General features: G+C 60.0%; 21 protein-coding genes. 7 read left to right on the top strand and 14 right to left on the bottom strand.

The features are described 5' to 3' along the window. Positions 1-38: 38 nt before the first annotated feature. Positions 39-1,826: an FAD-dependent oxidoreductase gene (locus DXY04_RS10645; protein ID WP_115162033.1), complete on the top strand. Its 1,788-nt coding sequence runs from the start codon at positions 39-41 to the stop codon at positions 1,824-1,826. Here the strand turns inward: DXY04_RS10645 and DXY04_RS10640 are convergent. Genes DXY04_RS10640 through rpmG form a run of 3 tightly spaced genes read right to left on the bottom strand, consistent with a single transcriptional unit; the run spans position 1,814 to position 4,309 of the window. Beyond that, positions 1,814-3,844 (bottom strand): ribonuclease catalytic domain-containing protein, encoded by a 2,031-nt coding sequence (locus DXY04_RS10640; protein ID WP_115162032.1) that lies wholly within the window; start codon positions 3,842-3,844, stop codon positions 1,814-1,816. The two genes, DXY04_RS10645 and DXY04_RS10640, sit on opposite strands and share 13 nt — an antisense overlap. Before the next feature lie 10 nt (positions 3,845-3,854). Beyond that, positions 3,855-4,076: a 30S ribosomal protein S18 gene (gene rpsR / locus DXY04_RS10635; protein ID WP_006041316.1), complete on the bottom strand. Its 222-nt coding sequence runs from the start codon at positions 4,074-4,076 to the stop codon at positions 3,855-3,857. A gap of 38 nt (positions 4,077-4,114) precedes the next feature. After that, a complete protein-coding gene (gene rpmG / locus DXY04_RS10630; protein WP_006851071.1) occupies positions 4,115-4,309 on the bottom strand; it encodes a 50S ribosomal protein L33 in 195 nt (64 codons plus the stop codon). A gap of 127 nt (positions 4,310-4,436) precedes the next feature. Here rpmG and pheT point away from each other — a divergent pair, with 127 nt between their 5' ends. Then, the gene (gene pheT / locus DXY04_RS10625; RefSeq protein ID WP_115162031.1) at positions 4,437-6,860 is read left to right on the top strand and encodes a phenylalanine--tRNA ligase subunit beta; all 2,424 of its coding nucleotides are present in this window, start codon (positions 4,437-4,439) and stop codon (positions 6,858-6,860) included. On the opposite strand, the gene rlmD is transcribed toward pheT, so the two are convergent. Further along, the gene (gene rlmD / locus DXY04_RS10620) at positions 6,850-8,247 is read right to left on the bottom strand and encodes a 23S rRNA (uracil(1939)-C(5))-methyltransferase RlmD (protein ID WP_115162243.1); all 1,398 of its coding nucleotides are present in this window, start codon (positions 8,245-8,247) and stop codon (positions 6,850-6,852) included. The genes pheT and rlmD overlap by 11 nt on opposite strands. Positions 8,248-8,347: 100 nt before the next feature. On the opposite strand from rlmD, the gene DXY04_RS10615 reads away from it, so the two are divergent. Continuing rightward, positions 8,348-8,842 carry an allophycocyanin subunit alpha-B gene (locus DXY04_RS10615; RefSeq protein WP_114989152.1) on the top strand — a complete coding sequence of 165 codons (495 nt, stop codon included), beginning with the start codon at positions 8,348-8,350 and terminating at the stop codon, positions 8,840-8,842. Positions 8,843-9,735: 893 nt separating this feature from the next. After that, on the top strand, positions 9,736-10,116 hold the full coding sequence (locus tag DXY04_RS10610; RefSeq protein WP_244278665.1) for a YqhA family protein: 381 nt from the start codon (positions 9,736-9,738) through the stop codon (positions 10,114-10,116). 65 nt (positions 10,117-10,181) lie between these two features. On the opposite strand, the gene DXY04_RS10605 is transcribed toward DXY04_RS10610, so the two are convergent. Both DXY04_RS10605 and DXY04_RS10600 read right to left on the bottom strand, forming a co-directional pair. After that, positions 10,182-11,129 (bottom strand): molecular chaperone DnaJ, encoded by a 948-nt coding sequence (locus tag DXY04_RS10605; protein ID WP_170951409.1) that lies wholly within the window; start codon positions 11,127-11,129, stop codon positions 10,182-10,184. A gap of 78 nt (positions 11,130-11,207) precedes the next feature. After that, positions 11,208-12,749, bottom strand: coding sequence for a DUF3370 family protein (locus DXY04_RS10600; RefSeq protein ID WP_115162028.1), 1,542 nt, complete (start codon positions 12,747-12,749; stop codon positions 11,208-11,210). A 154-nt stretch (positions 12,750-12,903) separates the two neighbouring features. Here DXY04_RS10600 and DXY04_RS10595 point away from each other — a divergent pair, with 154 nt between their 5' ends. Continuing rightward, entirely contained in the window at positions 12,904-13,089 is a 186-nt protein-coding gene (locus tag DXY04_RS10595) for a hypothetical protein (protein ID WP_115162027.1), read from the top strand. Here DXY04_RS10595 and DXY04_RS10590 read toward each other — a convergent pair. From DXY04_RS10590 to DXY04_RS10575, 4 genes are all read right to left on the bottom strand, one after another. Further along, a complete protein-coding gene (locus DXY04_RS10590; protein ID WP_244278664.1) occupies positions 13,074-13,463 on the bottom strand; it encodes an RNA polymerase sigma factor in 390 nt (129 codons plus the stop codon). The two genes, DXY04_RS10595 and DXY04_RS10590, sit on opposite strands and share 16 nt — an antisense overlap. Continuing rightward, positions 13,460-13,708 carry a sigma-70 family RNA polymerase sigma factor gene (locus DXY04_RS10585; protein ID WP_170951408.1) on the bottom strand — a complete coding sequence of 83 codons (249 nt, stop codon included), beginning with the start codon at positions 13,706-13,708 and terminating at the stop codon, positions 13,460-13,462. The genes DXY04_RS10590 and DXY04_RS10585 overlap by 4 nt, the downstream gene beginning before the upstream one ends. 75 nt (positions 13,709-13,783) lie before the next feature. Then, positions 13,784-14,629: a DUF4922 domain-containing protein gene (locus DXY04_RS10580; protein WP_170951407.1), complete on the bottom strand. Its 846-nt coding sequence runs from the start codon at positions 14,627-14,629 to the stop codon at positions 13,784-13,786. Next, positions 14,619-15,518, bottom strand: a complete 900-nt coding sequence (locus tag DXY04_RS10575; RefSeq protein WP_371634533.1) for a SpoIID/LytB domain-containing protein — start codon at positions 15,516-15,518, stop codon at positions 14,619-14,621. The genes DXY04_RS10580 and DXY04_RS10575 overlap by 11 nt, the downstream gene beginning before the upstream one ends. Before the next feature lie 54 nt (positions 15,519-15,572). Between DXY04_RS10575 and DXY04_RS10570 the strand changes: the two genes are divergently transcribed. After that, a complete protein-coding gene (locus DXY04_RS10570; protein WP_115162023.1) occupies positions 15,573-16,301 on the top strand; it encodes an SDR family NAD(P)-dependent oxidoreductase in 729 nt (242 codons plus the stop codon). On the opposite strand, the gene DXY04_RS10565 is transcribed toward DXY04_RS10570, so the two are convergent. After that, positions 16,283-16,678 (bottom strand): DUF2237 family protein, encoded by a 396-nt coding sequence (locus tag DXY04_RS10565; RefSeq protein ID WP_115162022.1) that lies wholly within the window; start codon positions 16,676-16,678, stop codon positions 16,283-16,285. The two genes, DXY04_RS10570 and DXY04_RS10565, sit on opposite strands and share 19 nt — an antisense overlap. Before the next feature lie 111 nt (positions 16,679-16,789). Here DXY04_RS10565 and DXY04_RS10560 point away from each other — a divergent pair, with 111 nt between their 5' ends. After that, positions 16,790-17,020, top strand: a complete 231-nt coding sequence (locus tag DXY04_RS10560) for a hypothetical protein (RefSeq protein ID WP_006851429.1) — start codon at positions 16,790-16,792, stop codon at positions 17,018-17,020. 34 nt (positions 17,021-17,054) lie between these two features. Here the strand turns inward: DXY04_RS10560 and DXY04_RS10555 are convergent, their stop codons facing one another. The 3 genes from DXY04_RS10555 to DXY04_RS10545 all read right to left on the bottom strand — a co-directional run bounded on the left by DXY04_RS10555 (position 17,055) and on the right by DXY04_RS10545 (position 21,979). Further along, on the bottom strand, positions 17,055-17,327 hold the full coding sequence (locus DXY04_RS10555) for a DUF4090 family protein (protein ID WP_114989215.1): 273 nt from the start codon (positions 17,325-17,327) through the stop codon (positions 17,055-17,057). Positions 17,328-17,374: 47 nt separating this feature from the next. Further along, a complete protein-coding gene (gene metH / locus DXY04_RS10550; protein ID WP_115162021.1) occupies positions 17,375-21,001 on the bottom strand; it encodes a methionine synthase in 3,627 nt (1,208 codons plus the stop codon). 63 nt (positions 21,002-21,064) lie between these two features. After that, a complete protein-coding gene (locus DXY04_RS10545; RefSeq protein WP_115162020.1) occupies positions 21,065-21,979 on the bottom strand; it encodes a branched-chain amino acid transaminase in 915 nt (304 codons plus the stop codon). Between the last annotated feature and the right edge of the window lie 27 nt (positions 21,980-22,006).

Genomic DNA, 22,006 nt, shown 5'->3' with positions numbered 1-22,006 from the left:
AGCATGCCCATCTCGCCTCACGCCAAACAGCCCTCCTCATGACGCACCGCGACGTGGTGGTCTGGGGAGGTGGCTGCGGCGGCGTTGCTGCTGCGCTGCAGAGCGCAAGATCAGGAGCAGACACGACACTGTTCACCCCTGGCCCCTGGCTGGGGGGCATGGTGAGTTCAGCAGGAGTCTGTGCTCCGGATGGCCATGAACTGACCTGTTGGCAAACCGGGATCTGGGGCGCCTTTCTGCGGCAGTTGGAGTTGGAGGAGCCGAGCGGGCTCGACCACAACTGGGTGAGTTGTTTCGGATACAGGCCGCAAACAGCCGAACGGATCCTGCAACGCTGGGTGGCGGCTGAGCCCAGGCTGGAGTGGCGTCGCCACTGCAGGCTGGAACAGGTTCACGGACAGCAGGGTCGCCTCCAATCTGTGGAGATTCACAGCGCCAATGGCGTCGAAAGCTTTACCGCCGACGTGTTTGTGGATGGCAGCGATCTTGGTGATCTGCTTGCCCTGTCGTCCGCCCCCTTCCGCTGGGGGTGGGAAGCCAAGGAGATCTGGGATGAACCCAGCGCCCCCGAGCAATCCCGGCTTGAGAGCGAAGCATTTTTTCAAGAGCAACCGATTCAGTCACCCACCTGGGTGGTGATGGGCCAATTGCATGGGGAACTCGCTCCACGCCATGCCGCAGCGATCCCGCGGATTCCGTTCGATCGGAGCACCGCCAGCTTCGGCCTCGAGAAAACCATCACCTATGGCCGTCTGCCCAGCGGCCTGGTCATGCTCAATTGGCCCCTTGAGGGCAACGACTGGCACAACAGCCTCGATCGAGCCCTCAGTGCTGATGGCGAGGTTCGTGCGGAGCTGGCCCAGGAGATGCAACGGCACAGCAAGGATTTCCTGGCGGCCCTAGAAGAATGCAGTGGTGGTTGGATCTCTGCCGGCAACGCCTTCCCGGGAGCCGATCCCAGCCTTGCGCTGATGCCGTACTGGCGAGAAAGCCGGCGGCTGATGGGTCGCACAACGGTCACGGAACGCGACCTCTTGCCGATCTCCACACAAGCCCTGCGGGGACCGCTCCCCATCGATTCCCAGGGACGCTGCACCAGCATCGCTGTGGGCACCTATGCCAATGACCATCACTACCCCGGCGAGGACTGGCCTCTCGCGGCGAAAAGTGTGCGCTGGGGAGGACGTTGGAGCGGTACGCCTTTCTGCATCCCTTTCGATGCCCTGATCACAGACTCAATCCCCAACCTTGTGATGGCCGAGAAAGGCTTCAGCGTCAGCCACATGGCCAATGGGGCCACGCGCCTGCAGCCTTTGATCCTCAACCTTGGCCAGGTGGCGGGTCTAGCGGCGGCCATGGCGGTTCGCCAGGGGTGTGACCTTGCTGATCTGCTGGTTGAGGCCATCCAGTCAGCCCTGATCCATGAGCCGCAGGCCCCTGCAGCAGTTCTCCCGATCTGGGACTGGCCGCTCTGGCATCCGCACTGGGTTAAGGCACAGGAGCAAGGCTTGGCTCAGCCTGAACACCTGGACGCCATGGGCCGCCTTTCAGGCCCACGGGCCAGCATGCTGTTTACTCCTGATGTGAACCAGGCGCCAAATCAGCCTCATGAGGTTGGCCTCAGTGGCGTGCTCACTGGCAACCTCCATGAGGGCTACCAATTGGAAACCGCTGAGAGGATCTGGCCTCTGATCACCCTTGAACCGGCAATCCATCGCTGGCTATCCGACGAGGATCATTCGGGCCGAACACTGAACCTCCGCGGCATTAAGAATCCCTGGGGGCCCTGGGTGCGGATCACCGGGGTTCTGGATCAAGCCAACTGAAGCTGCAGCTCACCGCGTACCGGGTCAGCCCGACCCACCCTGAGTTCAAGAGCATCACCAGGGGCAGGGTTGTCTGCAGACACACAACCGACCAGATCCATGGCCAGCTCGCTCACATGAACCAGGGCCAAGCGATCCTGCGGGCGCAGCCAGCGCAGGAACACGGCCGACCAAACGGTGTTGTGATGCTCGGCGAACCACACCTGCTGCCAGTGGCGCTGATCCTCACGGCTGATCTGAATGGATTGGCGCAATGGATCATCGAGGTCATCGATCACTTCCCGCAGACACTCTTCATCCATCGGTGCAAGCGCCGAGAGCTGGGCAATGATCTGCCGGTGGGCGACGAGATCGGCGTAGCGTCGAATCGGTGAGGTTGCCTGCACATAGGCCTCAAGCCCGAGGCTGAAATGGGGCATGGCTCGCGTGCCCTGCACGCCTCGGCTCAAGCAGCGCTTGATCGCCGCATCACGGGCTGGTCCCTCGGGGATTCGATCGAGTTCATCGCTGGAGGGCAACTCCGCCGCAGGCTGACTGCGGAAGGGCAACGGCAGGCTGTGCTCTTGCCCAAAGCCGGCCACAACAGCTCCCATCAGCAGCATCGCTTCACTCACCATCAGGCGGGAGGGTGAAGGGTCAATCACCTGCAGCGTCAAGGCTCCATCGCTGCGGCGGAAGCGTCCTTCAGGCCGGTCAAACATCACGGCTCCTTTGGAACGGCGCCAGCGCATGCGCAACATCAGAAGTCCCGAGAGATCCGAGAGGGCTTCATCCCCTGGGGGTGCCAACGCGATCAGCTCATCACCATCGGTGTAGGTGAGGCCATAGCGGAGTCGGATCCAGCTGCGCGCAATCCGTTGCTCCGCCACTGCACCATCCTCATCGAGGCAAACGGCCACACTGAGGGCTGCACAGCGCTGTCCAGCCCGAAGACTGAGGGGACCGGCCGCCAGTTCCAGAGGCAGCATGGGCATTACACCCTCCGCCAGATACAAACTGGTGGCTCGACGTCTGGCTTCCTGATCAAGGGGGGAGTCAATGTCGATCAGACGGCTGGGATCAGCGATGTGGATCCAGATCCAATCGACGCCATCACGACGCTCCAGCGAGAGCGCGTCATCAATTTCTCGAGTGCCCGCATCGTCCAGGCTGTAGGTGGCCAGGTGAGTGAGGTCGATGCGTTGCTCATCCCCAGGTCGCTCTTCATTTGAAAGAGCAACAAGACGATTCGCTTCCTCCACCAGATCAGAGGGAAAACAGCGGGACCAGACGCTGCCCCTCAGGCCAATGGGCTCATTGGGATCGAGCAACCCACGCACGATCAACCACTGCCGAAGATCGGCGGCATTTGATCCAATCGACAACGCTGCCGACCACTGCTGGAGATCCAGGTCGGAACCCACCGCAGCGGGATTGTCCTTCAGCAACTGAATCCAGTGGCTGAAGCGCTCGTCCCAAACCGGGTCCAGCTCAAGGCGTTCATCGTCGCTGAGGCCTCGCTCTGCCCGCAGCAATGCGAGCTGCCGTTGTTCATGTTGTTGCGCCTGCCGCTCAGCTCGGCGTTGGCGCCGCAGGCTGGCCCTCTCTTCGCGGGAGAGTGGCTGGATCAAACGGTCACGACGCCAGCGGAACAACTGTTGGTTTCCATGCAGCCAGGCCCACAGCGCTGCCAGACCAGCGAGGTTGAGCGGGGTCAACACCAACTCGCCCAGCTCGCAGAGGCTCAGCCGAGCCAATCCCCCCGGTTGATCCGTTTCCAACAGCTGCCAGGCCTCCACAACGGCCCGCGCTGATGGAGCGCTGTCCTGCACCTGCTCAGGGGCAGGCAGTTCACTGCCATCGAACAGATGCTCGGGATCGATGGCAATCAGATCGCGCAGGGGCAGGCCCTGGTCACGACGTTGACCACCAAAAGAAAGAACCGCCTTGCTGCCCTTGATGGACAGAAGACGGCCGAAGAGAGGGGAACCCTTGAGAACAACCGCGACGGTGTCTCCGGGTTGGATTGAATTGTTCAACGCCCGAGGATCAACCTTCGGGGTTCACAAACGGCAGAAGGGCAACGATGCGGGCACGCTTGACGGCGTTGGTGAGATCGCGCTGCTGCTTGGCGGTGAGGCCGGTGAGGCGACGGGGAAGAATCTTGCCGCGTTCGGTGATGAACTTCTTGAGAAGATCCACATCCTTGTAATCGATGGGATCACCGGGCTTGATCGGCGAAAGACGCTTCTTGAAGAAGGAGCTGGACATGACTCAGGAACGGATGGAGGAAAGACGGACCTGCAAGATCACTTGATCTCCTTATGGAGCGTGGACTTGTTGCAGTGGGGACAGAACTTTTTGATCTCCAGCCGTTCGGTGGTGTTCCGGCGGTTCTTTTCCGTCGTGTAACGAGACACGCCGGGTGAACGCTTGGCGGGATTGGACCGGCATTCGGTGCACTCGAGAGTGATCACGATCCGGACGCCCTTGTTCTTGGCCATAAAGGACGTTGCGCCGCAGGTGCGAAGCGAATTGACAAACATCGAGCTTACCCCCTGACCCGACAGGTTCAGAGCAGCTCCCCCAGAGGGGACTTCCTAAGATCGCGCGCTGTCTGGCTTAGATCCGATGCGGGTATCAATCTCCTGGCTGAAGCAGCTGGTCCAGGTGAATGAGTCCGTGGACGATCTCTCCGAGCGCCTCTCGATGGCGGGCTTTGAGGTGGACGACGTTGATGACCTCAGCGCCCGGGCCCAGGGCGTGGTGGTTGGCCATGTGCTGGAACGGGAGAAACACCCCAATGCCGACAAGCTCAGCGTCTGCACGGTGGATGTGGGAGCTCAGGACCCCATCCAGATCGTGTGTGGTGCCAGCAACGTGCGTGCCGGGATCCATGTTCCGGTGGCCATGGTCGGTGCCACCCTCCCCGCCGTTGGCTTGACGATCAAAGCCGGTGAATTGCGGGGTGTGGCCAGCAACGGAATGATCTGCTCCCTGACGGAGCTGGGCCTGACGGAGCAGTCCGACGGCATCGCCATCCTGGATGAGCTTGGGGAGTCGCTGCCGGCCAACGGGACGCCCGTGGCGCCCCTGCTGGGTCTCGACGACACCGTTCTGGAGCTGGCCATCACCGCCAACCGCCCCGACGGCCTCTCGATGGTGGGTATTGCACGCGAGGTGGCAGCCCTAACCGGTGGCAGTTTGAGCCTGCCCGAGCTGGATCTGGATCCCAGCACCACTCCGCTGAACGCAGAACTGGATGGCTGCTTCTACTCGATCACCAGGATCGAGGGTGTGGACGGCTCCAAGCCCTCACCCACCTGGTTGCAGCAGCGACTTGAGCGTGGTGGCGTGAACAGCGTCAATGCGGTGGTTGACGTCACCAACCTGGTGATGCTGGAGCAGGGGCAGCCCCTCCACGCCTTTGATGCCGATGCGCTGGAACGACTGACCGGGCAACCGATAGACGCCAAGAGTTTTGCCGTCCGTTCCGCTCGCGATGGGGAAATTTTTGTGGGTCTGGATGATCAGAAGCGCACCCTCGACAGCCGTATGCAGGTCGTCACCTGCCATGACCGGCCTGTCGCCGTCGCTGGTGTGATAGGGAGTCTCGAGAGTGGGGTGACTGCCGGTACCCGGAACATTTGGCTCGAATCCGCTCTGTTTGCTCCGCCGCGGGTTCGTCAGTCGGCCCGGGCCCTGGGCTTGCGTACGGATGCCAGCAGCCGTTTCGAAAAAGGGTTGCCTGTGGAAATGACCCTGCCTTGTTCGGCCCGAGCTTTGGCCTTGTTGAGTCAGGAGTTTTCCTGCTCTGAGAGCGGCCGCTGGGTGGGCGGTACCGGTCCCGCAGAAGCGGAACCGGTGCTGTTGAGGCGCAGTGCCCTCCATCAACTGCTTGGCCCCCTCGATGCTGCCGATGGCCCGGAGGATCTCGATGACACCAGCATCGAAAACTGCCTGACAGCCCTCGGTTGCCAGCTCTCAGCCCATGAGCAGGGATGGCAGGTGATTGCACCGCCCTCAAGACGGCAAGACCTTCAGCGTGAAGTTGATCTGATCGAGGAGGTGGCGCGTCTTGTGGGCTTCGATCGGTTTGAGGCTCACCTGCCGGATCCGCTGGAGCCCGGTGCCCTCACCCCGCGCCAGCAGGCGGAACGGCGCCTGCGGCAGCTGTTCTGTTCCACAGGGTTGCAGGAGGTCACCACCCTGTCTCTCGTCCCGGCTTCGGAGCAGGAACAGCGCATCGCCATTAGCAATCCGTTGTTGGCCGACACAAGCCATCTGCGCACGAACCTCTGGGAAGAGCACCTGCACATCTGTGTTCGCAATCTGAAGGCATCACAGCGCGGTTGCTCTGTTTTCGAGATCGGCAACACCTACAGCGGTTCACCGGAAGCCGTCAGCCAAACCGCCATTCTTGGTGGCGTGATCTGCGGAGATCGACGCCTCTCCACCTGGGCCACCAGCGGCAAGCCGCAGGCGCCCGACTATTTTGAGGCCCGTGGCGTTCTCACCAGGGTGATGGAGGCCTTGCAGCTGGAGCTGTCTGACCGTCGCCTCACGGACGACGCACGACTGCATCCGGGTCGTGCCGCCACTCTGGTGTTGGAAGGACGCCCCTTGGGTTGTTTCGGTCAGCTTCATCCAGCCATGGCTGAGGAGCTGGATCTCCCAGAAGCCACGTACCTGTTTGAACTGGATCTGACACGACTGGTGGATGCTGCAACCCGCAGCAACCGTTGGACGCCGGCCTTCAAGCCCTACCCAACCGTGCCTTTCAGCGAGCGGGATCTTGCCGTCATCGTCGACCGATCCAGTGCAGCTGCTGATCTGATTCAAGCCATCCGCAAGGCGGGTAAACCCCTTCTGGAGCAGGTGGAACTGGTGGATCGCTTTGAGGGCGAACAGCTGGGCAACAACAAAGTGAGCCAGGCCTTCCGTCTGCGCTACCGCGGCAAGAACGAAACCCTCACCGACGACAAAATTCAGCCTGTTCACGACAAGGTGCGTGCCGCTTTGAGCAAGCAGTTTCAGGCTGAGCTCAGGAGCTGACCCGTTTCAGCAGCGCCAACGATTCGAGGTGCGTTGTCTGGGGGAAGAAGTCCACGGGCTGGAGCATCTCCAGCTCGTAGGGGCCTGATGGGGCGAGCAGTGCTTTGAGATCCCGAGCTTGCGTGGCGGGGTCACAACTGAGGTAAGCCAGCGCGGCAGGTGGCCGCTCAAGGATGCTGTCCACCACGCGTCGATCGAGTCCCCGGCGCGGGGGATCCAACACCAGCGCCTGACAGTCGTCCAGCTGAGCAGCGAGAAGGTCGGCCACATCGCCGGCATCAAAGGCACAGCGGGAGGAGAGGCCGTTGTGCATGGCATTCAGCCGGGCCTGCTCCACCGAGTCGGGGTTGAGTTCCAGACCTTGAACATCAAAACCGGCCTTGGCCAGGGGCAGGGCAATGGTTCCGACGCCGCAATAGGCGTCGACCACCCGTGCGCCGGCGCACTGAGTCAAAAGCCAGTCTGTGAGGCGCTGAACGATCCGTTCCGCCTGCGGCGTATTCACCTGAACAAAGGTGGTGCTGCTGAGGGCGAGCTTGATGCCGCAGAACTGTTCCTCAATGGTGGGAACACCGGCGAGGCAATGGGTGGTGCGACCGAGCACCAAGTTGTTGGCCTTGGGTTGAAGGTTGAGGCAGACCCCTTTCACCGCGGGCCAACGCTCCACCCAGCTCTGTGCGAGGGCCTCAAGGCCTCGAAGCTGAGCATGGCTGCTGATCAGGGTGATCAACACGTCTCCGGTGGCGCTGGCCAGACGAAGCCCGAGGTGGCGTAGCCCCTGAGCTTCGAGCAGGTCATGGTCGGCCGGCCACCCCCCTGCATCCAGGTCCTGCTTGAGAGGTTCCACCAACGCGTCCAGGCGTTGATCGAGCACAGGGCAGTGGTTCAGGTTGACGATCTTGTGGGTCTTCGGTCGGAAGTAGCCGGCCTTCAAGCGTCCATTCTGGTCTCGCTTCAGCGGGATCAAGGCCCTGTTGCGGTAACCGAAGCAGCGTTCCGCATCAACAAGCGTGGACGCAGGGGCAACGTCAATCCCCCCGATGCGCTGCATGGTCTGTTGAATCTGCTGGGCTTTCCAACGGGTTTGGGCGGGGTCATCCAGGCGTTGCAGAGTGCAACCACCGCAGTCATCGGCAAGGATGCAGGTAGGGCGGCGCCGATCACCGGAGAACGTGATCTGATCCACCCGACGGCTCAACCAGCGCGACTTCTGGCGTTGCTGCAGCTGGACCGTGGCGCGTTCCCCTGGCAAGAGATCAGGAACGACGATCACCCAGTTGTTCCAACGGGCCAGACCCTTGCCGTCGCGATCCAAGTCAACAGCCTCGAGCTCGATTGTGAGCCCGGGCCGCGGTTCACTGCTGTTCGGGCTGTCGACTTTGGTCATGCTCTCGATTCCCTGCCATTGCAATGGCGTAACACCCGGGCGGTGATGGGTCAGGTGAACGGGTCGAGACCACTAAACTCCAAGAAGCCTGTCCAGTTCCATGAGCGTTGTCCGGGATCTCATCCTCCAGGCCGATGACGATCTGCGGTATCCCACCAGCGGAGAACTCCGCACCATGGTGGATTTCCTCGACCAAGGCGCCATGCGCGTATCTGTGGTCAAGGTTCTGACCGAGAACGAAAAAAAGATCGTCGACGAATCCGCCAAGCAACTGTTTGGTCGCAAACCTGAGTACGTCGCCCCTGGCGGCAATGCCTACGGTCAGCGCCAGCGTGCCCAGTGCCTTCGCGACTACAGCTGGTACCTCCGTTTGATCACCTACGGAGTTCTGGCCGGCAGCACCGAAATGATCCAGGAGATCGGTCTGGTGGGTGCTCGCGAGATGTATAACAGCCTTGGTGTTCCGATGCCCGGAATGGTTGAAGCCATGAAGTGCATGAAGGAAGCGTCCCTGTCGTTGTTGTCGGAACAGCAAGTGAAGCTCACGTCTCCTTATTTTGACTTCTTGATTCAGGGCATGCAGACGTCGACCTGATTCAACGTTGAACGTTTTCAAAAGAGCCGGGCCCTCGAGCCCGGTTTTATATTGTCCACTTGTCTTGACTTAGACAGCTTTCAAGACCTGAAATGCGCCTCAGTTGAGACCTAAGAGATGAAAATCTGCTTTTTAATTTCTGCCAATCATTTGTTGAAGTCGTGCAAGGCATCCTCTCGATGATTCGATCAGCTGCTCGAGGGCGTCAGGCCTCTGCCTAGTCCATGGGTCGACATTCTTGAGCAGCCCTCGCCGAGCCTCGCAATGTCAATTCGTCTTGGATGAGACAACAATCAGGACCCATACCTGGTCCATGCTGAGCCGCTTGGTACATACTTCTGGCTTCATGGTGACGGAGAGGTGTGTGACTGAAGCTGTGGAGAGATCCCCGCATCAACAGCCGGACGCTGGTCCGGATTTGAGGCTTCGAGGCTCGAAAAGGTGAGCTCCAATTGCGTACCTGTGTCTACAGCAGGTACGCAGGCATGAAAACCCGCGCTTTCAAACGGTTTTACCGGTCACAGGCCACCTCTGGACTGGCCGTGGACTACAGGCGAAGTCATCAAGACAATGGTTTTTGCAGAAGGAAGGCCGCTGCGACATATCGGCTGCGCGGCAAATAAAAACCACCATTTTTTGAATCTTGATAATTAGTGCCCGTTGCAGATAAGACTTCTATTGGGTCCTGAAGCGTGTCGCAACCAAGACCTCGGATTCTGTTGATCAGACTGTGAACGGATGATCGGATTGGACCATGGTGGCGCGATGGATTGAACGTCGGTTTGAGCGGCTGATCTGGAAATTTCGGCTGATCAGCATCGTTCCGGTGGTGCTGAGCCGTTGGCTGCTTCGTCATTGGAGCGATTGAGGTCTTCAACGCTTTCCTTGTGATCATGCGCCTGCCCTTCACGGCCAAGAGCGTTGCGGCCAAAACCATCGCCCAGATGGTGGGAGGGGTTGATTACTTCGTGATCGGCATCGCCCTTCTGATCTTTGGCTATGGCATCTACGAGCTGGTGATTTCAGACCTTGATCCACGCCTGGAGGGTGGCGAAGAGCAGCACACCAACATTCTCTCGGTGAACAGACTCCAAAGCCTGAAAAACAATCTGTCCAATGTGATTGTTGTGGGCCTGATTGTTGCGGCGTTCAAAAAGACCATCGGCTTCGAGGTGAACAACGCCACTGATCTATTGGCGCTGTGTGGCTCGGTGGCCATGTTGGCCCTCAGTGCTTGGTTGATTGTTCGAAGCCACGGAACTGGTCATGAATGACAACGCAGCCGTCTCAAGCAAGACATAGGCTTGGACTTGTATTGCGTCTCAGTGGAGACATGCGGTCAACGGTTTCTGTACAGCTCACGCAGCAGCCGATAGGCCTCATTGAGTCGGCGCATTGCATCAGTGGATCCACCCGCATCAGGATGTTCTTCAAGCGCCCGTTGCTTGTAAGCCTCCCGAATGGAGCTGAGAGTGACCGAAGTTCCTGCTTGGGTTGATAAACCCAACAGCTTGAGAGCCCCATGCACCGTCATGGTCGACTCAAGGGTTTCGAAGGAGGTGACCTGTCTGCTGCGGCGGAAACGGTTCACAAAGCGGCGGATCAGGGTCGGCATCCGTTCCGCCAATGAAGACGTGGCAAAGGGGTCCTCAAGAGCGCCAGCCACGACCATCACCCGACCCAGCGATGGATCGCTTGACTCCCAGCTGGCACAGAGCGTCTCAACGGCTGCATTCGCAGCCGACCAGGTGAATGGACGCCCATCACTGGCATCGGTGCTGGACCAGACGTCTCGGGCCAGCCAGGTCATGGCCGCTTCAATCACTGTTGGGCCCGGTGGTTGTCCATAGAGGGACCTCCAGTGTTCTTCTGCGGCAGCACTGGCCTCTCGTAGATCGGTGAGGTCCACCGTTGAAACAAGGGGGTCGTTCTGAGGGGAATCGCGTTGCTGCGGAGAGCGAAGCGTCGCTTTCAGCTGACTGGTGCGCTTGCTGACGAACCCCGGCAGGTCGATGCCTGAGGAGCCACCCCCCGAAGGAATCCCAGAGGCTGAGGTTGGAGCGTCTTCACCCCCTTGCTGTTGGTTCCCCGTTGAGATCAGAACGAGACTGGTGACCTCATCGGGCCCAGTGGCAACCGCTGGCTGAGCATCGTCCTTGAGAGGATCGACCTCAGGATCCGATGCTGCATCCCCCGGGTCAAGTAGATCCTGGAGGAGCATTTCGAGCACCCGGCCCCGGGAACGGGCTCCGTATTCACCCTTAAGCTGGTCAATCAACGCGACCATGGGCTCTGACATCTCCACAGAGATGCGTTGACGTTTTGAGTCCTCGCCGCTCAAAAGTTCAATCCACCTTTGGGCAGGTTATCGACCCTGAAGCTGGAGCAACCATTGCTGCTGAGATCGAATCACATCGCCGTAACCGGGTCGGGCGACAGGCACCACCGCAGGAATCACAGGAGCCGGCCTCACAGATGCTGGCCTCGCAGCTGCAGGATTCACAACAACAGGCTTGGCTTCAGGAGAAGGAGGAGCGGTCTTCGGCCCCACCATGCGGGATTTATTGTCCGCGATCTTGACCTGGGCGTCCCGCTGTTGTTGCTTGCGGCGATGAAGCACGGCCAGCTGCTGAACGGGAACCACACTGAGGAGATGGCCTGGGGTGGCATCAGCCGGATAAACCAAGCTCACCTTCACCGCCTTGCGCGTGCCAGGCACCAGGTTGAGATCAGCCAGGGCCAGGCTCTCCCCTGAGCGCATGCCCACGTGAACCTCTTGAAGGGTTCGGTCCTGACGAATCTGCAGCGATCCACGGAAGGCTGTGAACGTCTTCTTGCCAGACACAACTGGATGACTGAGCACCAGTTGATGGGGCCCTGCACCAGCAACATTGAGGGTCACGTCGTAGCGGACCCCATAGGTGCCGACGTTGTTCAGAGCGGAATCAACCATCCGTGTGGTCAACGGATTGACCTGAACATCGCTGGTGCCGAAGTGATGCCGCTTCGTGCTGGTCAGGGGCACGTGGAGTGGTCCCTGGTTGAGGTCATGGCTGATCTCAGCTTTGTAGGCATCGCCCAGGGCAACGCCGGCCACCCTGGAAAAAACACGACCCAGCTGGATCTCGCGAATCCGGTTGAGATAAATCCTTCCCGGTGCCAGTCGCCCCGACTGCAGCACTGCGAACAGATCGGCATCCTGTGCTGATTGCTCGGCGGCAACGACAGCCATCGTGAAAGGACCGTTGCTGCGTCCTCTCAGCAGCCCGTTGGCAATGCCACGGGCAGGGAGCACCGTGCGCACAACAACCCTCTGACCTCGTGCCGGAATCACGACCTGTTCGGGTAATTTCCGGTCCAGTTCACCGCGCAGCAGTTGAACGGCGGTGGCATCGCCTGGCCCTGTGTTCCAAGGACGCTTCCCAAGGGGTTTGACTCCCATCAAACGATTCGGGTGATAAGGCGCTTCAAAACTGTTTTTGACGGAGCCTCGATCGAACTTCAGTGTGATCGGGCTTGACCCGGGATTCGTCGCGATCAGTGCCAGGGTCATCAAGCCTCTGGATCGACGCCCCCCCAGCTTGGCTTGGTCTTTGGGGTAGTACTTGTGATGCATATGGACGCCGAACTCACCGTTGAAGGTGTGGGCGGCATTGCGAAGCGGCTGGTTCGACTCCGCAGCGATGGCTGAGCCCGCAGCCGTGTTCACCAGGATTCCCGGCCCGGTGACGATCTCCGGTTGATTGGAATGAAGAACCGGAACGTTGTTGAAGGTGCCGTTGAGAGGTCGTGCCTTTTGACCTGCCATGAGCGCGACGTAGGCCTCAGCGTTGCGCTGAGGTACGCACTCAAAACCCGCAAGCGAGACGCAGGTCAAGACCAAGATTGGGATTTGCCTGAGACTCATGCGGCTTGCTGTTGTGGTGTGCGGAACGACGTCGACACCACGATGTGGATGCTCTCAATTCACACCGTAGTTCCACCTTCTGAGACAGCCAACAGATTGATGAGTCACACCGTGCCTGAAAATCGGTCAGCATGCGCTCAGCGTCGACGCTGAAATGCTTCCTCCGTTCTGCTGTAGCCCCAGCACCGATCACACAAGCCTGCGTCGCCAGCATCAGGAACGGAAGTTGTCGATGCTGCGGTTCTGGCGTGATGGTGCTGAACGGCAGCTGGCGGCCCTGAATGCCGCCATCAAAACCCTTCAGGAACAGATGGATCGCGATGCTCAGGCGTCAGGCTGAGCATCGTTCAACTTCTTCGCGATGGTGTTGAGGCCGCGTTTCACGCGCCTCTGAACTGTCATCGCTGAAACCCCAAGCAGTCGCGCTGTCTGCCTCAGACTCATCCCATCAATGACGACCATCTGCAGCGCACATTGGTCGTCGTTTTCAAGGCTGCGGAAGAGCTTGTTCACCCTGCTCCAGGCCTCCGAGCGTTCGACCAGATCCATCCCTTGAGCCGTGTCGTCGGGAAGGTCGTCGTTGAATTCCACCCAGTGCTGCTTGCTGCGGTAGTGGTCAACCACCAGGGCATCGGCTGGGCTCAGAGCAGAGCCCTCCGAACTGCGCATCATCTGCATGGCCCGTTCTTCTACGGCCCTGGGGAGTCGTATCAATCCGACTCTGTCGCGAAGGAAGTGGAGAATCGCTCCCCGAATGTGCGCTTGGCGAAGATTGGAAAGGGAGCCCCCCGCTGGGCGTCGTAGCGGTTGTAGGCCTTGATCAGGCCAAGACATCCCACTTGCAGGAGATCGTCGCTTTCTAGGCCTGTCTGTTGGGCGTAATGACGGGCAATGGGGTGAACCAGATGCAGGTTGTCCTGAATTTGTCGGTTCCGACGCTTGAGGCAGGTCTTGTCCAATGGATGCTTGTGAGTTGCATCTCCAGTCTTGGCAGAGAGAAGCAAGTCAAGACATCCGTGCCATCACCGAACTTTTCAGTCCTGCGTGTCAACAACAGCTTGAAGCAAGGCCTCCGGTCCTGAACGATGAATCCACTCTCGATCGGAGACTTCGGTGCTCAACAAGGATCCGGCGAAGCCGAGGGCGTTGACACTGAAGCCGCGAATTCCCTCCCTGCTGCGGCGAACCATGGCCATCCACTGCCGTGTGATCAGCAGGTTGTAAGCCCCTCGAGGACATTCATCGGTGCTGGGGTGCCCCAGACCGATGTCTTCAGCCAGGGCGAGATACAACGCTTGAAGCATTTCACCCGTCAGGGTTGAACTGATCGCTTCGACCCGTGCACTGCGCAACAGAGGATCCTGAGCAGACGTGGTTGTGCCAGCCGCACAGGAACGGAACCAATCGTCCCGAGCACAGATCCGCTCCCCTTCTGATCGCGGTAACAACTGCAGATGTCGATGGGGCTGACTGGCGCCGGCATCAGGCCCGCTGTTGAAGAACCACAGCCCCGTCGTCGTGGCATCAATCCTGGCGAGGGAGTGCCAATCCTCTAAGGACAACCAACCGGTCTGGGGTTGCCAGTCCTGGGTGATGAGCAACATGTGGGAGGTCTGAACGGGATATTTGTTCAGGATCACGACGTGGGATTCACCGATCCGGTCAACCTCCAGACGTTGGTCCCAGGGAAGAAACGGATTCGGCTTTGGACCCGATGCTCGAAGGTGTTTTGGTGTGGCGCTGAGGAGGTGGCGCAACTCAAAGCGACAGCCTCTTTCCCCGACCAGGTGGCTCAACGAGGTGTCGAGCGGAACAAGGGCTCCGGATGCAGTCGCTGCAACCGTGACCTCCATCGCTTTTCGAAGAAGTTCACTGGTCATGCCATGTCAACCGTGCCAGCGAGGCTCCTGCGTAGTACCTGCCGAGAATGGCATTGAAGGGGAGTCCCTGATGGGCAAGTTGCTGTGCCCCTGATTGACTCATGCTGGCGCCCAGATGGCCATGGGCTTCAGCACTCACCTGCGCATTTGACGCATAAAGGCTTTCCACAATGCCGCCGCTGTAACTCAGGATGATCCCGCGGGTTTCGCGTGTTGCTGAACGACTGGCCGGGGTGGTGCTTTGGTCCCCTGCAAACACCTGCCAACGGGTTGTGTCCCCCAGGTGATAAGCCGTCGTTGCCGGTCGGGCGAGATGCGCCATCGCATAGGAGCGTGCTGCAACGGCTTGCGCCTTGAGGGCTTCCCCATGCCAACTGCTGGGCATTTCGGCGCCAACCACTGAGGCCACGTAGTTCTCCAGATCAAGCGAGACCACCGGCAGCCAATCACCTTGGCCTTTCAGCAGTGATACATCTCCTTGATAATGCTGCTGATTGATCTGAACAGGTCCACCGGAGCAATGAATCTCATGCTGAGGTGAGGAAGCGATCCTCTTCATCAGCTCTTGGGCAGGGATCACATCGCCGTGCTGGTAGCGACAGAGCACGTTGGGTCCGGGTCGGAAGGCGGTGATAGGGCTCTGGCTGACCAAACCGACGCGGATCTCGAGGGGCACATGGTCAGCACCAAGCGGCACTTTTGGAACAACACTCGAACCAACGGTTGAATCGTGATCAAGCAGATCAGCCAAGCTTGATCTGAGCTGATCAGGCCGCTGTGAGATCGGCCGAGCCAACCAGCCGATCAAAGCGGCCATGAAAAGACTTCCGATCGCGGCCGGGAGCCAGAAATGACAGCGCATCGGCACCAGAACTGCTGTCAGAGCCACCAGCCGATGATGCCTGATTTCCGCTAGACGATCTCCTCTTCGCAGCAAGTTCACATGGTCGAAGAAGCTCCGACCACTTGGGCTGGCTTGGCTCTGGTGGTTGGCCCCGGCGGCATCGGAGCGGCGGTGGCAGCAGAACTGAAGCGCACCTGCCCTGATCTGAAGGTGCTGACCGCTGGACGTCATGGACCTCCGGCCTCCTCACTTCAACTGGACCTCCAAAACGACAGTGATCTGGATGGTCTGAGCTCAAGCCTGCGAGCCCAGGGGCTCCCCCTGCGTTTGGTGTTCAACTGCAGCGGCCGTTTGCATGGTCCTGGGCTTCAACCGGAAAAACGTCTTCAACAGATCGATCGTTCTCAGTTGGAGGAGCAATTCGGCATCAACGCCATGGCACCGATCCTGCTGGCCAAGGCGATCGAGCCCTTGCTGCAGAAGGATCAACCCTTTCATTTCGCCAGCCTCAGTGCTCGCGTGGGAAGCATTGGCGACAACCGCACTGGGGGCTGGTACGGCTACAGGGCGGCCAAGGCGGCTCAGAACCAGCTGCTGCGCAGCCTGAGCATTGAATGGGCCCGCCGCTGGCCATTGGCCACCGTGAGCCTGTTGCATCCCGGTACGACCGACACAGCCCTGTCTCGTCCGTTCCAGAGCTTCGTGGCACCAGACAAACTTTTCACTCCAGAACGGGCTGCGCGTCAGTTGGTTGAGGTGTTGCTGCAACAGACCCCGGAACAATCAGGAGCCTTTCTCGCCTGGGACGGTCAGTCGATCGATTGGTGAGCGTGCTGCTTCAGCTGCTCGAGGCTGACAACCGTCAGGGCTGTGTCTTCCGTGGCCTCCAGGCGCACCATCGGTGCGACGCCATCGTCGTAGGCCTGTTTCCAGCGCGGTGCACAAACGCACCAGTGGTCCCCTGGTTTCAAGCCCGGGAACTGAAACGCGGGCATCGGTGTACTCAGGTCATTGCCCTGGGCCTTGCTGTAACTGAGAAATTGCTCGGTCATCACGCAGCAGATGCTGTGCTGGCCGAGATCCGATGGATCAGTTTGGCAGAGACCATTGCGATACCAACCCGTCATCGGTTCACAACTGCAACTCACCAGTGGGTCGCCAAGAACGTTCCTGGCCGGCGGAAATTCGGGGCTGCTGCTGGACATCTGAGCGCTCGTTTGAGGGGGAGTCTGCCCAAGGACTGGCACATTTTGACTTCAGACGGTTGACGAACCCCTGGGGGAGCGGGTTAAAGGTCATTCAGTCATGTCCACTCGATGGATTGGGAGTTCACTGAAGACGCTGCTTTTCTGGCGCTCTGCGATGCGTTTCGCGAGAGCGGTGAAAGCTCGGCGATCGAGTTCCTTGCCAATGGAGAGGGAGCCTTTCATTTCCAGGACTTGGCCCAGAACGCCGCTGGCGAAGGCCTTGATCTGAGCGAGTCCAGTGCCCTGGAATCGTTCCAGCAAGAGGTGATCGACACGATGGAGAAGCTCTGCCAGGACTGAGCCTGGCAGAGGGTGCTTCTCCGTCAGCAGGAGATCATCCGTAGAAGAAAGCGATCTCCTTGTCCTTCAGACCGTCCCATCCGGCCTCAAGGAGCCTTTGATTCAGCGTTTCCTGGTCGAAATGCTTGGCTCCGGTCTTGACCACCCGGTTGCGCATCGATTTCAGAACACCACTGCGGGCGCGCTGACTTTCCAGATCCATCACCTGGTTGTAAAGGGCGAGCATCGCTTCAGGGATTGGACTTCCATCAAGATCCACACCAGCTTTGATGGCGGCATCAACACCATCCGGTCCGGCAATGGCCATGGTGAACACAAACAGGGCGCCTCAGGCTATGGGACGCCCCTCAGGGTTCAGGCGCTGAAGTAACGGGCCTGGGAGTGCAGCGCCACCAATGCTGTGGTGCTCTGCTCCGGTTCGAGCTGGTCGCTGGCGTCCATGCTCAAGCCGATCCGCTCAGCCCCGAGCCAGTCCAGCTGCTGCCTGGAGTCAGCCACATTCGGGCAGGCGGGGTAGCCGAAGGAGTACCGGCTGCCGCGGTACCGCTGCGCGAGCACATCCCGCAGGGGCATGCCAGCTGGATCTGCGAAACCGAGTTCCGAGCGAATCCGTGCGTGCACCCATTCGGCCATCGCTTCGGCCATCTGAACCGCCAGGCCATGGAAGTACAGGTAATCGCTGTAGCGATCGCCCTTGAACAGCTCCTGCGCCACCACAGAGGCCTTCTGGCCCATGGTCACGGCCTGCATCGGCAACACGTCCGTCGGGCGTCCCTCAGCGTCCAGATCGTTGAAGAAATCGGCAATGCAGTAGCGGTTGCCAGAGCGTTGACGGGGAAGCTCAAAACACCCGAGTTCCCGCGTGCCATCGGCATCAAACACCCGAAGGGTGTTGCCATCGCGTCCCGCAGGGAAGTAGCCGTACACCGCCCGGGGGGTCAACAGTGACTCGTGGATGCAGCGCTGCATCCACTCCTGCAACACCGGCTCTGCCTTCTCCTGAAGCATCGCCTCGTAGTCGTCCCGACTCTGCTCCTTGGTTTTGCGGAGCATCCACTGGCCAGCGAAGAGGGCATTGCGATCGAGGTAGTGGAAGACCTCGGCAATGTCGATGTCGGCCTCAGTGATCACCGTAGAGCCGAGGAAGGGCGGCACCGGTGCTGTTTCAGCTGGGACGGCGTCGGATCGATCTGAGCTCACCGGCGGCAGATCCGCAGCCGGAGCATCCGATGCGGAGGTGGATGTCTCCTCAGCGCTCTCGGAGGTTGTCGACTCTTCATCCAGGCCAACCCCCTGGGGAGCATCAGCCAGAAAGCCCTTGGTATTGGTCCAGTTGTCGCTGCGCTTCGCATCCATCAACGCATCCATGAAGCGCAGATCAGCGAAGGCATCACGGCCGTAGATCACCTTGCCGTCGTAAACCTCACGGCAGTCCTTCTGAACGAAGCGTGGGGTCAGTGCCGCACCGCCGAGGATCACAGGAACATCAATGCCCGCATCGTTGAAGGCCTGAAGGTTGTCCTTCATGAAGGCCGTGGACTTCACCAGCAGACCACTCATGGCGATGCAATCGGCCTGATGTTCACGTTGGGCCTCAACGATGGCTTCACAGCTCTGCTTGATGCCCAGATTGATCACCTCATAACCGTTGTTGGTGAGGATGATGTCCACCAGGTTCTTGCCGATGTCGTGGACATCGCCCTTCACCGTGGCGATCAGGAACTTGCCCTTGCTTGTGCTCTCGCCCTCGCTTTTCTCCATATGCGGCTCAAGGTGAGCCACGGCGGATTTCATCGTCTCGGCGCTTTGCAGCACGAAGGGGAGCTGCATCTGGCCACTGCCGAACAATTCACCCACCACCTTCATGCCATCCAGAAGGAAGGTGTTGATGATCTGCAGAGGGGGGTAGGTCTGCAACGCCTCATCCAGGGAGGGCTCCAGGCCGATGCGCTCACCATCAATGATGTGCTGCTTGAGCCGTTCCTCAATCGGCAGATCCGCCAGCGAGGGGCCTGAAGCACGGGCTTCCTTGGTGCTCACTCCCTCAAACAGCTTTGTGAGTTCGGTGAGCGGGTCGTAGACGCAGATGCCGTCCTCGAAACGGCGGTTGTCATTGATCAGATCACGACACACCTTCTGGTGGTCGTCGCTGATCTTGATCAGCGGGAGGATCTTGGCGGGGCTGACGATGGCCGAATCCATGCCGGCTTCACAGCAGTCGTGAAGGAAAACCGAATTGAGGGTGATCCTGGCCGCCGGTGACAGGCCGAAACTCACATTGCTGACCCCGAGCACCACGTGCACGCCGGGCAGGTTCTCCCGGATCATCCGAATGGCATCCACGGTGGCGCGACCATTCAGCCGGTCTTCCTCAATGCCAGTGGAGATGGGAAGGGCCAGGGGGTCGTAGAAGATCTCGTGGGCAGGGATGCCGAACTCGAGGGCATCGCGATAGGCCCGCTGGGCGATGGTGAACTTCTTCTCGGCCGTTCTGGCCATCCCGTCTTCATCGATCGTGCCGACCACCACAGCGGCGCCGTAGCGGCGAGCCAGCTCCAGAACCTTGAAGAAGCGCTCGTCACCGTCTTCGTAGTTGGTGGAGTTGAGAATGCATTTCCCCCCAGCCACCTTCAGGCCCGCCTCCATCTTCTGCCACTCGGTGGAATCGAGCATCAGGGGCAGGTTGACGTTGGTAACCAGACGGCTCACCAGCTCGTGCATGTCCCGTTCGCCATCGCGACCGACGTAGTCGACGTTCACGTCGAGTACGTGGGCGTTCTCCTTCACCTGGCCGCGGGCCACCGACACCAGCCCGTCCCAGTCTTCCTCCGCCAGCAGTTCGCGCACCTTGCGACTGCCACTGGCATTGAGCCGCTCACCAATGATCAGGAAAGAATTGTCCTGGTGGTAGGGGGTGACGCCATAGATCGATGAGGCTGCGGGCTCATAATTGAGGCTGGGGCGCACATCCTCCGCGCTGGCACGATCCCAGCGGGAGGGGCGTTCAGCCGGCTTGAGCTCCTGCGCCAGTTCCGCAAGGCTGCCGATGTGGGCGGGAGTGGTGCCGCAGCATCCACCGATCACCTGCACGCCGAGGTCTTCAACGAAGTGCATCAGCTGCATCTTCAGCTCCACCGGCGTGAGGCGGTAATGGGCCACCCCGCCAACGTTTTCCGGCAGTCCGGCGTTGGGAATGCAGCTGACGGTGAAGGGGGAATGCTCAGAGAGGTAGCGAATGTGCTCCTTCATCTGCTCCGGACCGGTGGCGCAGTTCAGGCCGAGGATGTCGATCGGGAATGGCTCAAGGATCGACACCACAGCGGCGATGTCCGTGCCGACGAGCATGGTGCCCGTGGTTTCCATCGTGACGGAGACCATCAGGGCTCGCCGCTCACCAGTGGCGGCAAAGGCCGCTTCGATGCCCTGGAGTGCTGCCTTGATCTGCAGCACGTCCTGACAGGTTTCGACGATGAACAGGTCGACGTTGCCAGCGATCAGTCCCTCAGCCTGCTCGCGGAACGAATCCCGCATCGTGTCGAAATCGATGTGGCCAAGGGTGGGCAGCTTGGTGGTGGGCCCCATGGAGCCCGCCACGAAACGTGGCTTCTCAGGGGTGCTGAATTCATCAGCCATTTCCCGGGCCAGCTCGGCTGCCCGCTTGTTCAGCTCAAAGGCCTTGTCTTCCAGGCCGTATTCCGCCAGCACAATCGATGCAGCGCCGAAGGTATCGGTTTCGATGACATCGCAGCCCACCTCGAGGAACTGGCGATGCACTGCCTTGACTGCATCCGGCTTGGTGACCGCCAGGTTCTCGTTGCAACCCTCGAGGTCAGGACCACCGAAATCATCCGCCGTGAGCCCAAGCCCCTGAAGGCTGGTGCCAGTGGCACCGTCGAACACAAGCACAGGACGCTGTGGCCCATGCAGGTACTCGAGGAATGCAGAGGTGGTGGCTTGCCGATCTGCCTGCGTCACCACCATCGATGCACCCTCGTGGAAGCCCCGATCTTAAGAAAAGCTCAGGGCGAACTTCAGGCTGTTGATTTAGGAGATCGGAATACGGGTCACCCAGTGCTCATAGGCGGGATCACGTCCTTCGGTGATCGCCACGAGCTTGGCCTTCAGGGCATCCATCACAGGACGATTGGCGTTCAGCACCGTTGATTCGATCTGACGGATCGGCGTCACCTTGGCGGCCGTGCCGGACAGGAACACTTCGTCGGCGATGAACAACTCGGTTTTGTCCACCGGACGTTCAATCACAGTGATGTCCATCGCTTTGGCCAGCTCAATCACGCTGGCGCGGGTGATGCCCTCAAGGATGTCCTGATCAACTCCAGGCGTGATCAGCTGGCCATCACGCACCAGAAACAGGTTCATGCCGCTGGCTTCACTGATCTTGCCGCGACTGTTCAACAGCAAGGCTTCGTCGAAACCGCTCTGCACGGCTTCCGTCTTGGCCAGGGAACTGGTGATGTAGGCGCCGGAGATCTTGCCGCGCAGCGGCAGGGAGCGGTCCTCCTGGCGGGTCCAGCTGCTGATCCTGCAGCTCACCCCCTCCGGAGACAGGTAATCCCCCAGGGGGAGTCCGTAAATCAGGAAGTCGGTCTCGATGTTGTGCAGACGCGGGGCGATGCCCAGATCGCTGGTGTACACAAAGGGCCGCAGATAGATCGGCTGATCAGGCTTGTTGGCCTGGAGCATTGCCGTGAGAGCCGAGAGGATCGTGTCCTCACTCAGATCCGTGAGCAGCAACCTGGCGCTCTGGCTGAGACGCCGGGCGTGCCGATCAGCACGGAACAGCAGCATGGTGTTGCTGTTCTGGGGATCGGGAATGGCGCGCATGCCGCCGAAGGCACCGGTGCCGTAGTGCAGGGCATGGGTGGCAATGGAGATCCTGGCCTCCTCGAAGGGGACGCACTGGCCCTGGAACCAGGCATAGGGCAGGAACTGATGCATCACCGTGATGGATCCGATCGCTGAATC

It is taken from the genome of Synechococcus sp. UW86 (genome assembly GCF_900474085.1).
Lineage (GTDB): Bacteria > Cyanobacteriota > Cyanobacteriia > PCC-6307 > Cyanobiaceae > Parasynechococcus.
The sequence above is the reverse complement of the archived record's forward strand: the minus strand, read 5'-3'. Positions and strand labels throughout refer to the sequence as shown.

Excerpts from the sequence above, each read along its gene's own strand:
- DXY04_RS10645 (WP_115162033.1), top strand. The coding sequence starts at position 39 with ATGACGCACCGCGACGTGGTGGTCTGGGGAGGTGGCTGCGGCGGCGTT.
- rpsR (WP_006041316.1), bottom strand. The coding sequence starts at position 4,076 with ATGTCCAGCTCCTTCTTCAAGAAGCGTCTTTCGCCGATCAAGCCCGGT.
- rpmG (WP_006851071.1), bottom strand. The coding sequence starts at position 4,309 with ATGGCCAAGAACAAGGGCGTCCGGATCGTGATCACTCTCGAGTGCACC.
- pheT (WP_115162031.1), top strand. The coding sequence starts at position 4,437 with ATGCGGGTATCAATCTCCTGGCTGAAGCAGCTGGTCCAGGTGAATGAG.
- rlmD (WP_115162243.1), bottom strand. The coding sequence starts at position 8,247 with ATGACCAAAGTCGACAGCCCGAACAGCAGTGAACCGCGGCCCGGGCTC.
- DXY04_RS10615 (WP_114989152.1), top strand. The coding sequence starts at position 8,348 with ATGAGCGTTGTCCGGGATCTCATCCTCCAGGCCGATGACGATCTGCGG.
- DXY04_RS10610 (WP_244278665.1), top strand. The coding sequence starts at position 9,736 with ATGCGCCTGCCCTTCACGGCCAAGAGCGTTGCGGCCAAAACCATCGCC.
- DXY04_RS10605 (WP_170951409.1), bottom strand. The coding sequence starts at position 11,129 with ATGGTCGCGTTGATTGACCAGCTTAAGGGTGAATACGGAGCCCGTTCC.
- DXY04_RS10600 (WP_115162028.1), bottom strand. The coding sequence starts at position 12,749 with ATGAGTCTCAGGCAAATCCCAATCTTGGTCTTGACCTGCGTCTCGCTT.
- DXY04_RS10595 (WP_115162027.1), top strand. The coding sequence starts at position 12,904 with ATGCTTCCTCCGTTCTGCTGTAGCCCCAGCACCGATCACACAAGCCTG.
- DXY04_RS10580 (WP_170951407.1), bottom strand. The coding sequence starts at position 14,629 with ATGACCAGTGAACTTCTTCGAAAAGCGATGGAGGTCACGGTTGCAGCG.
- DXY04_RS10570 (WP_115162023.1), top strand. The coding sequence starts at position 15,573 with ATGGTCGAAGAAGCTCCGACCACTTGGGCTGGCTTGGCTCTGGTGGTT.
- DXY04_RS10565 (WP_115162022.1), bottom strand. The coding sequence starts at position 16,678 with ATGTCCAGCAGCAGCCCCGAATTTCCGCCGGCCAGGAACGTTCTTGGC.
- DXY04_RS10560 (WP_006851429.1), top strand. The coding sequence starts at position 16,790 with ATGGATTGGGAGTTCACTGAAGACGCTGCTTTTCTGGCGCTCTGCGAT.
- DXY04_RS10555 (WP_114989215.1), bottom strand. The coding sequence starts at position 17,327 with ATGGCCATTGCCGGACCGGATGGTGTTGATGCCGCCATCAAAGCTGGT.
- metH (WP_115162021.1), bottom strand. The coding sequence starts at position 21,001 with ATGGTGGTGACGCAGGCAGATCGGCAAGCCACCACCTCTGCATTCCTC.
- DXY04_RS10545 (WP_115162020.1), bottom strand. The coding sequence starts at position 21,979 with ATGCATCAGTTCCTGCCCTATGCCTGGTTCCAGGGCCAGTGCGTCCCC.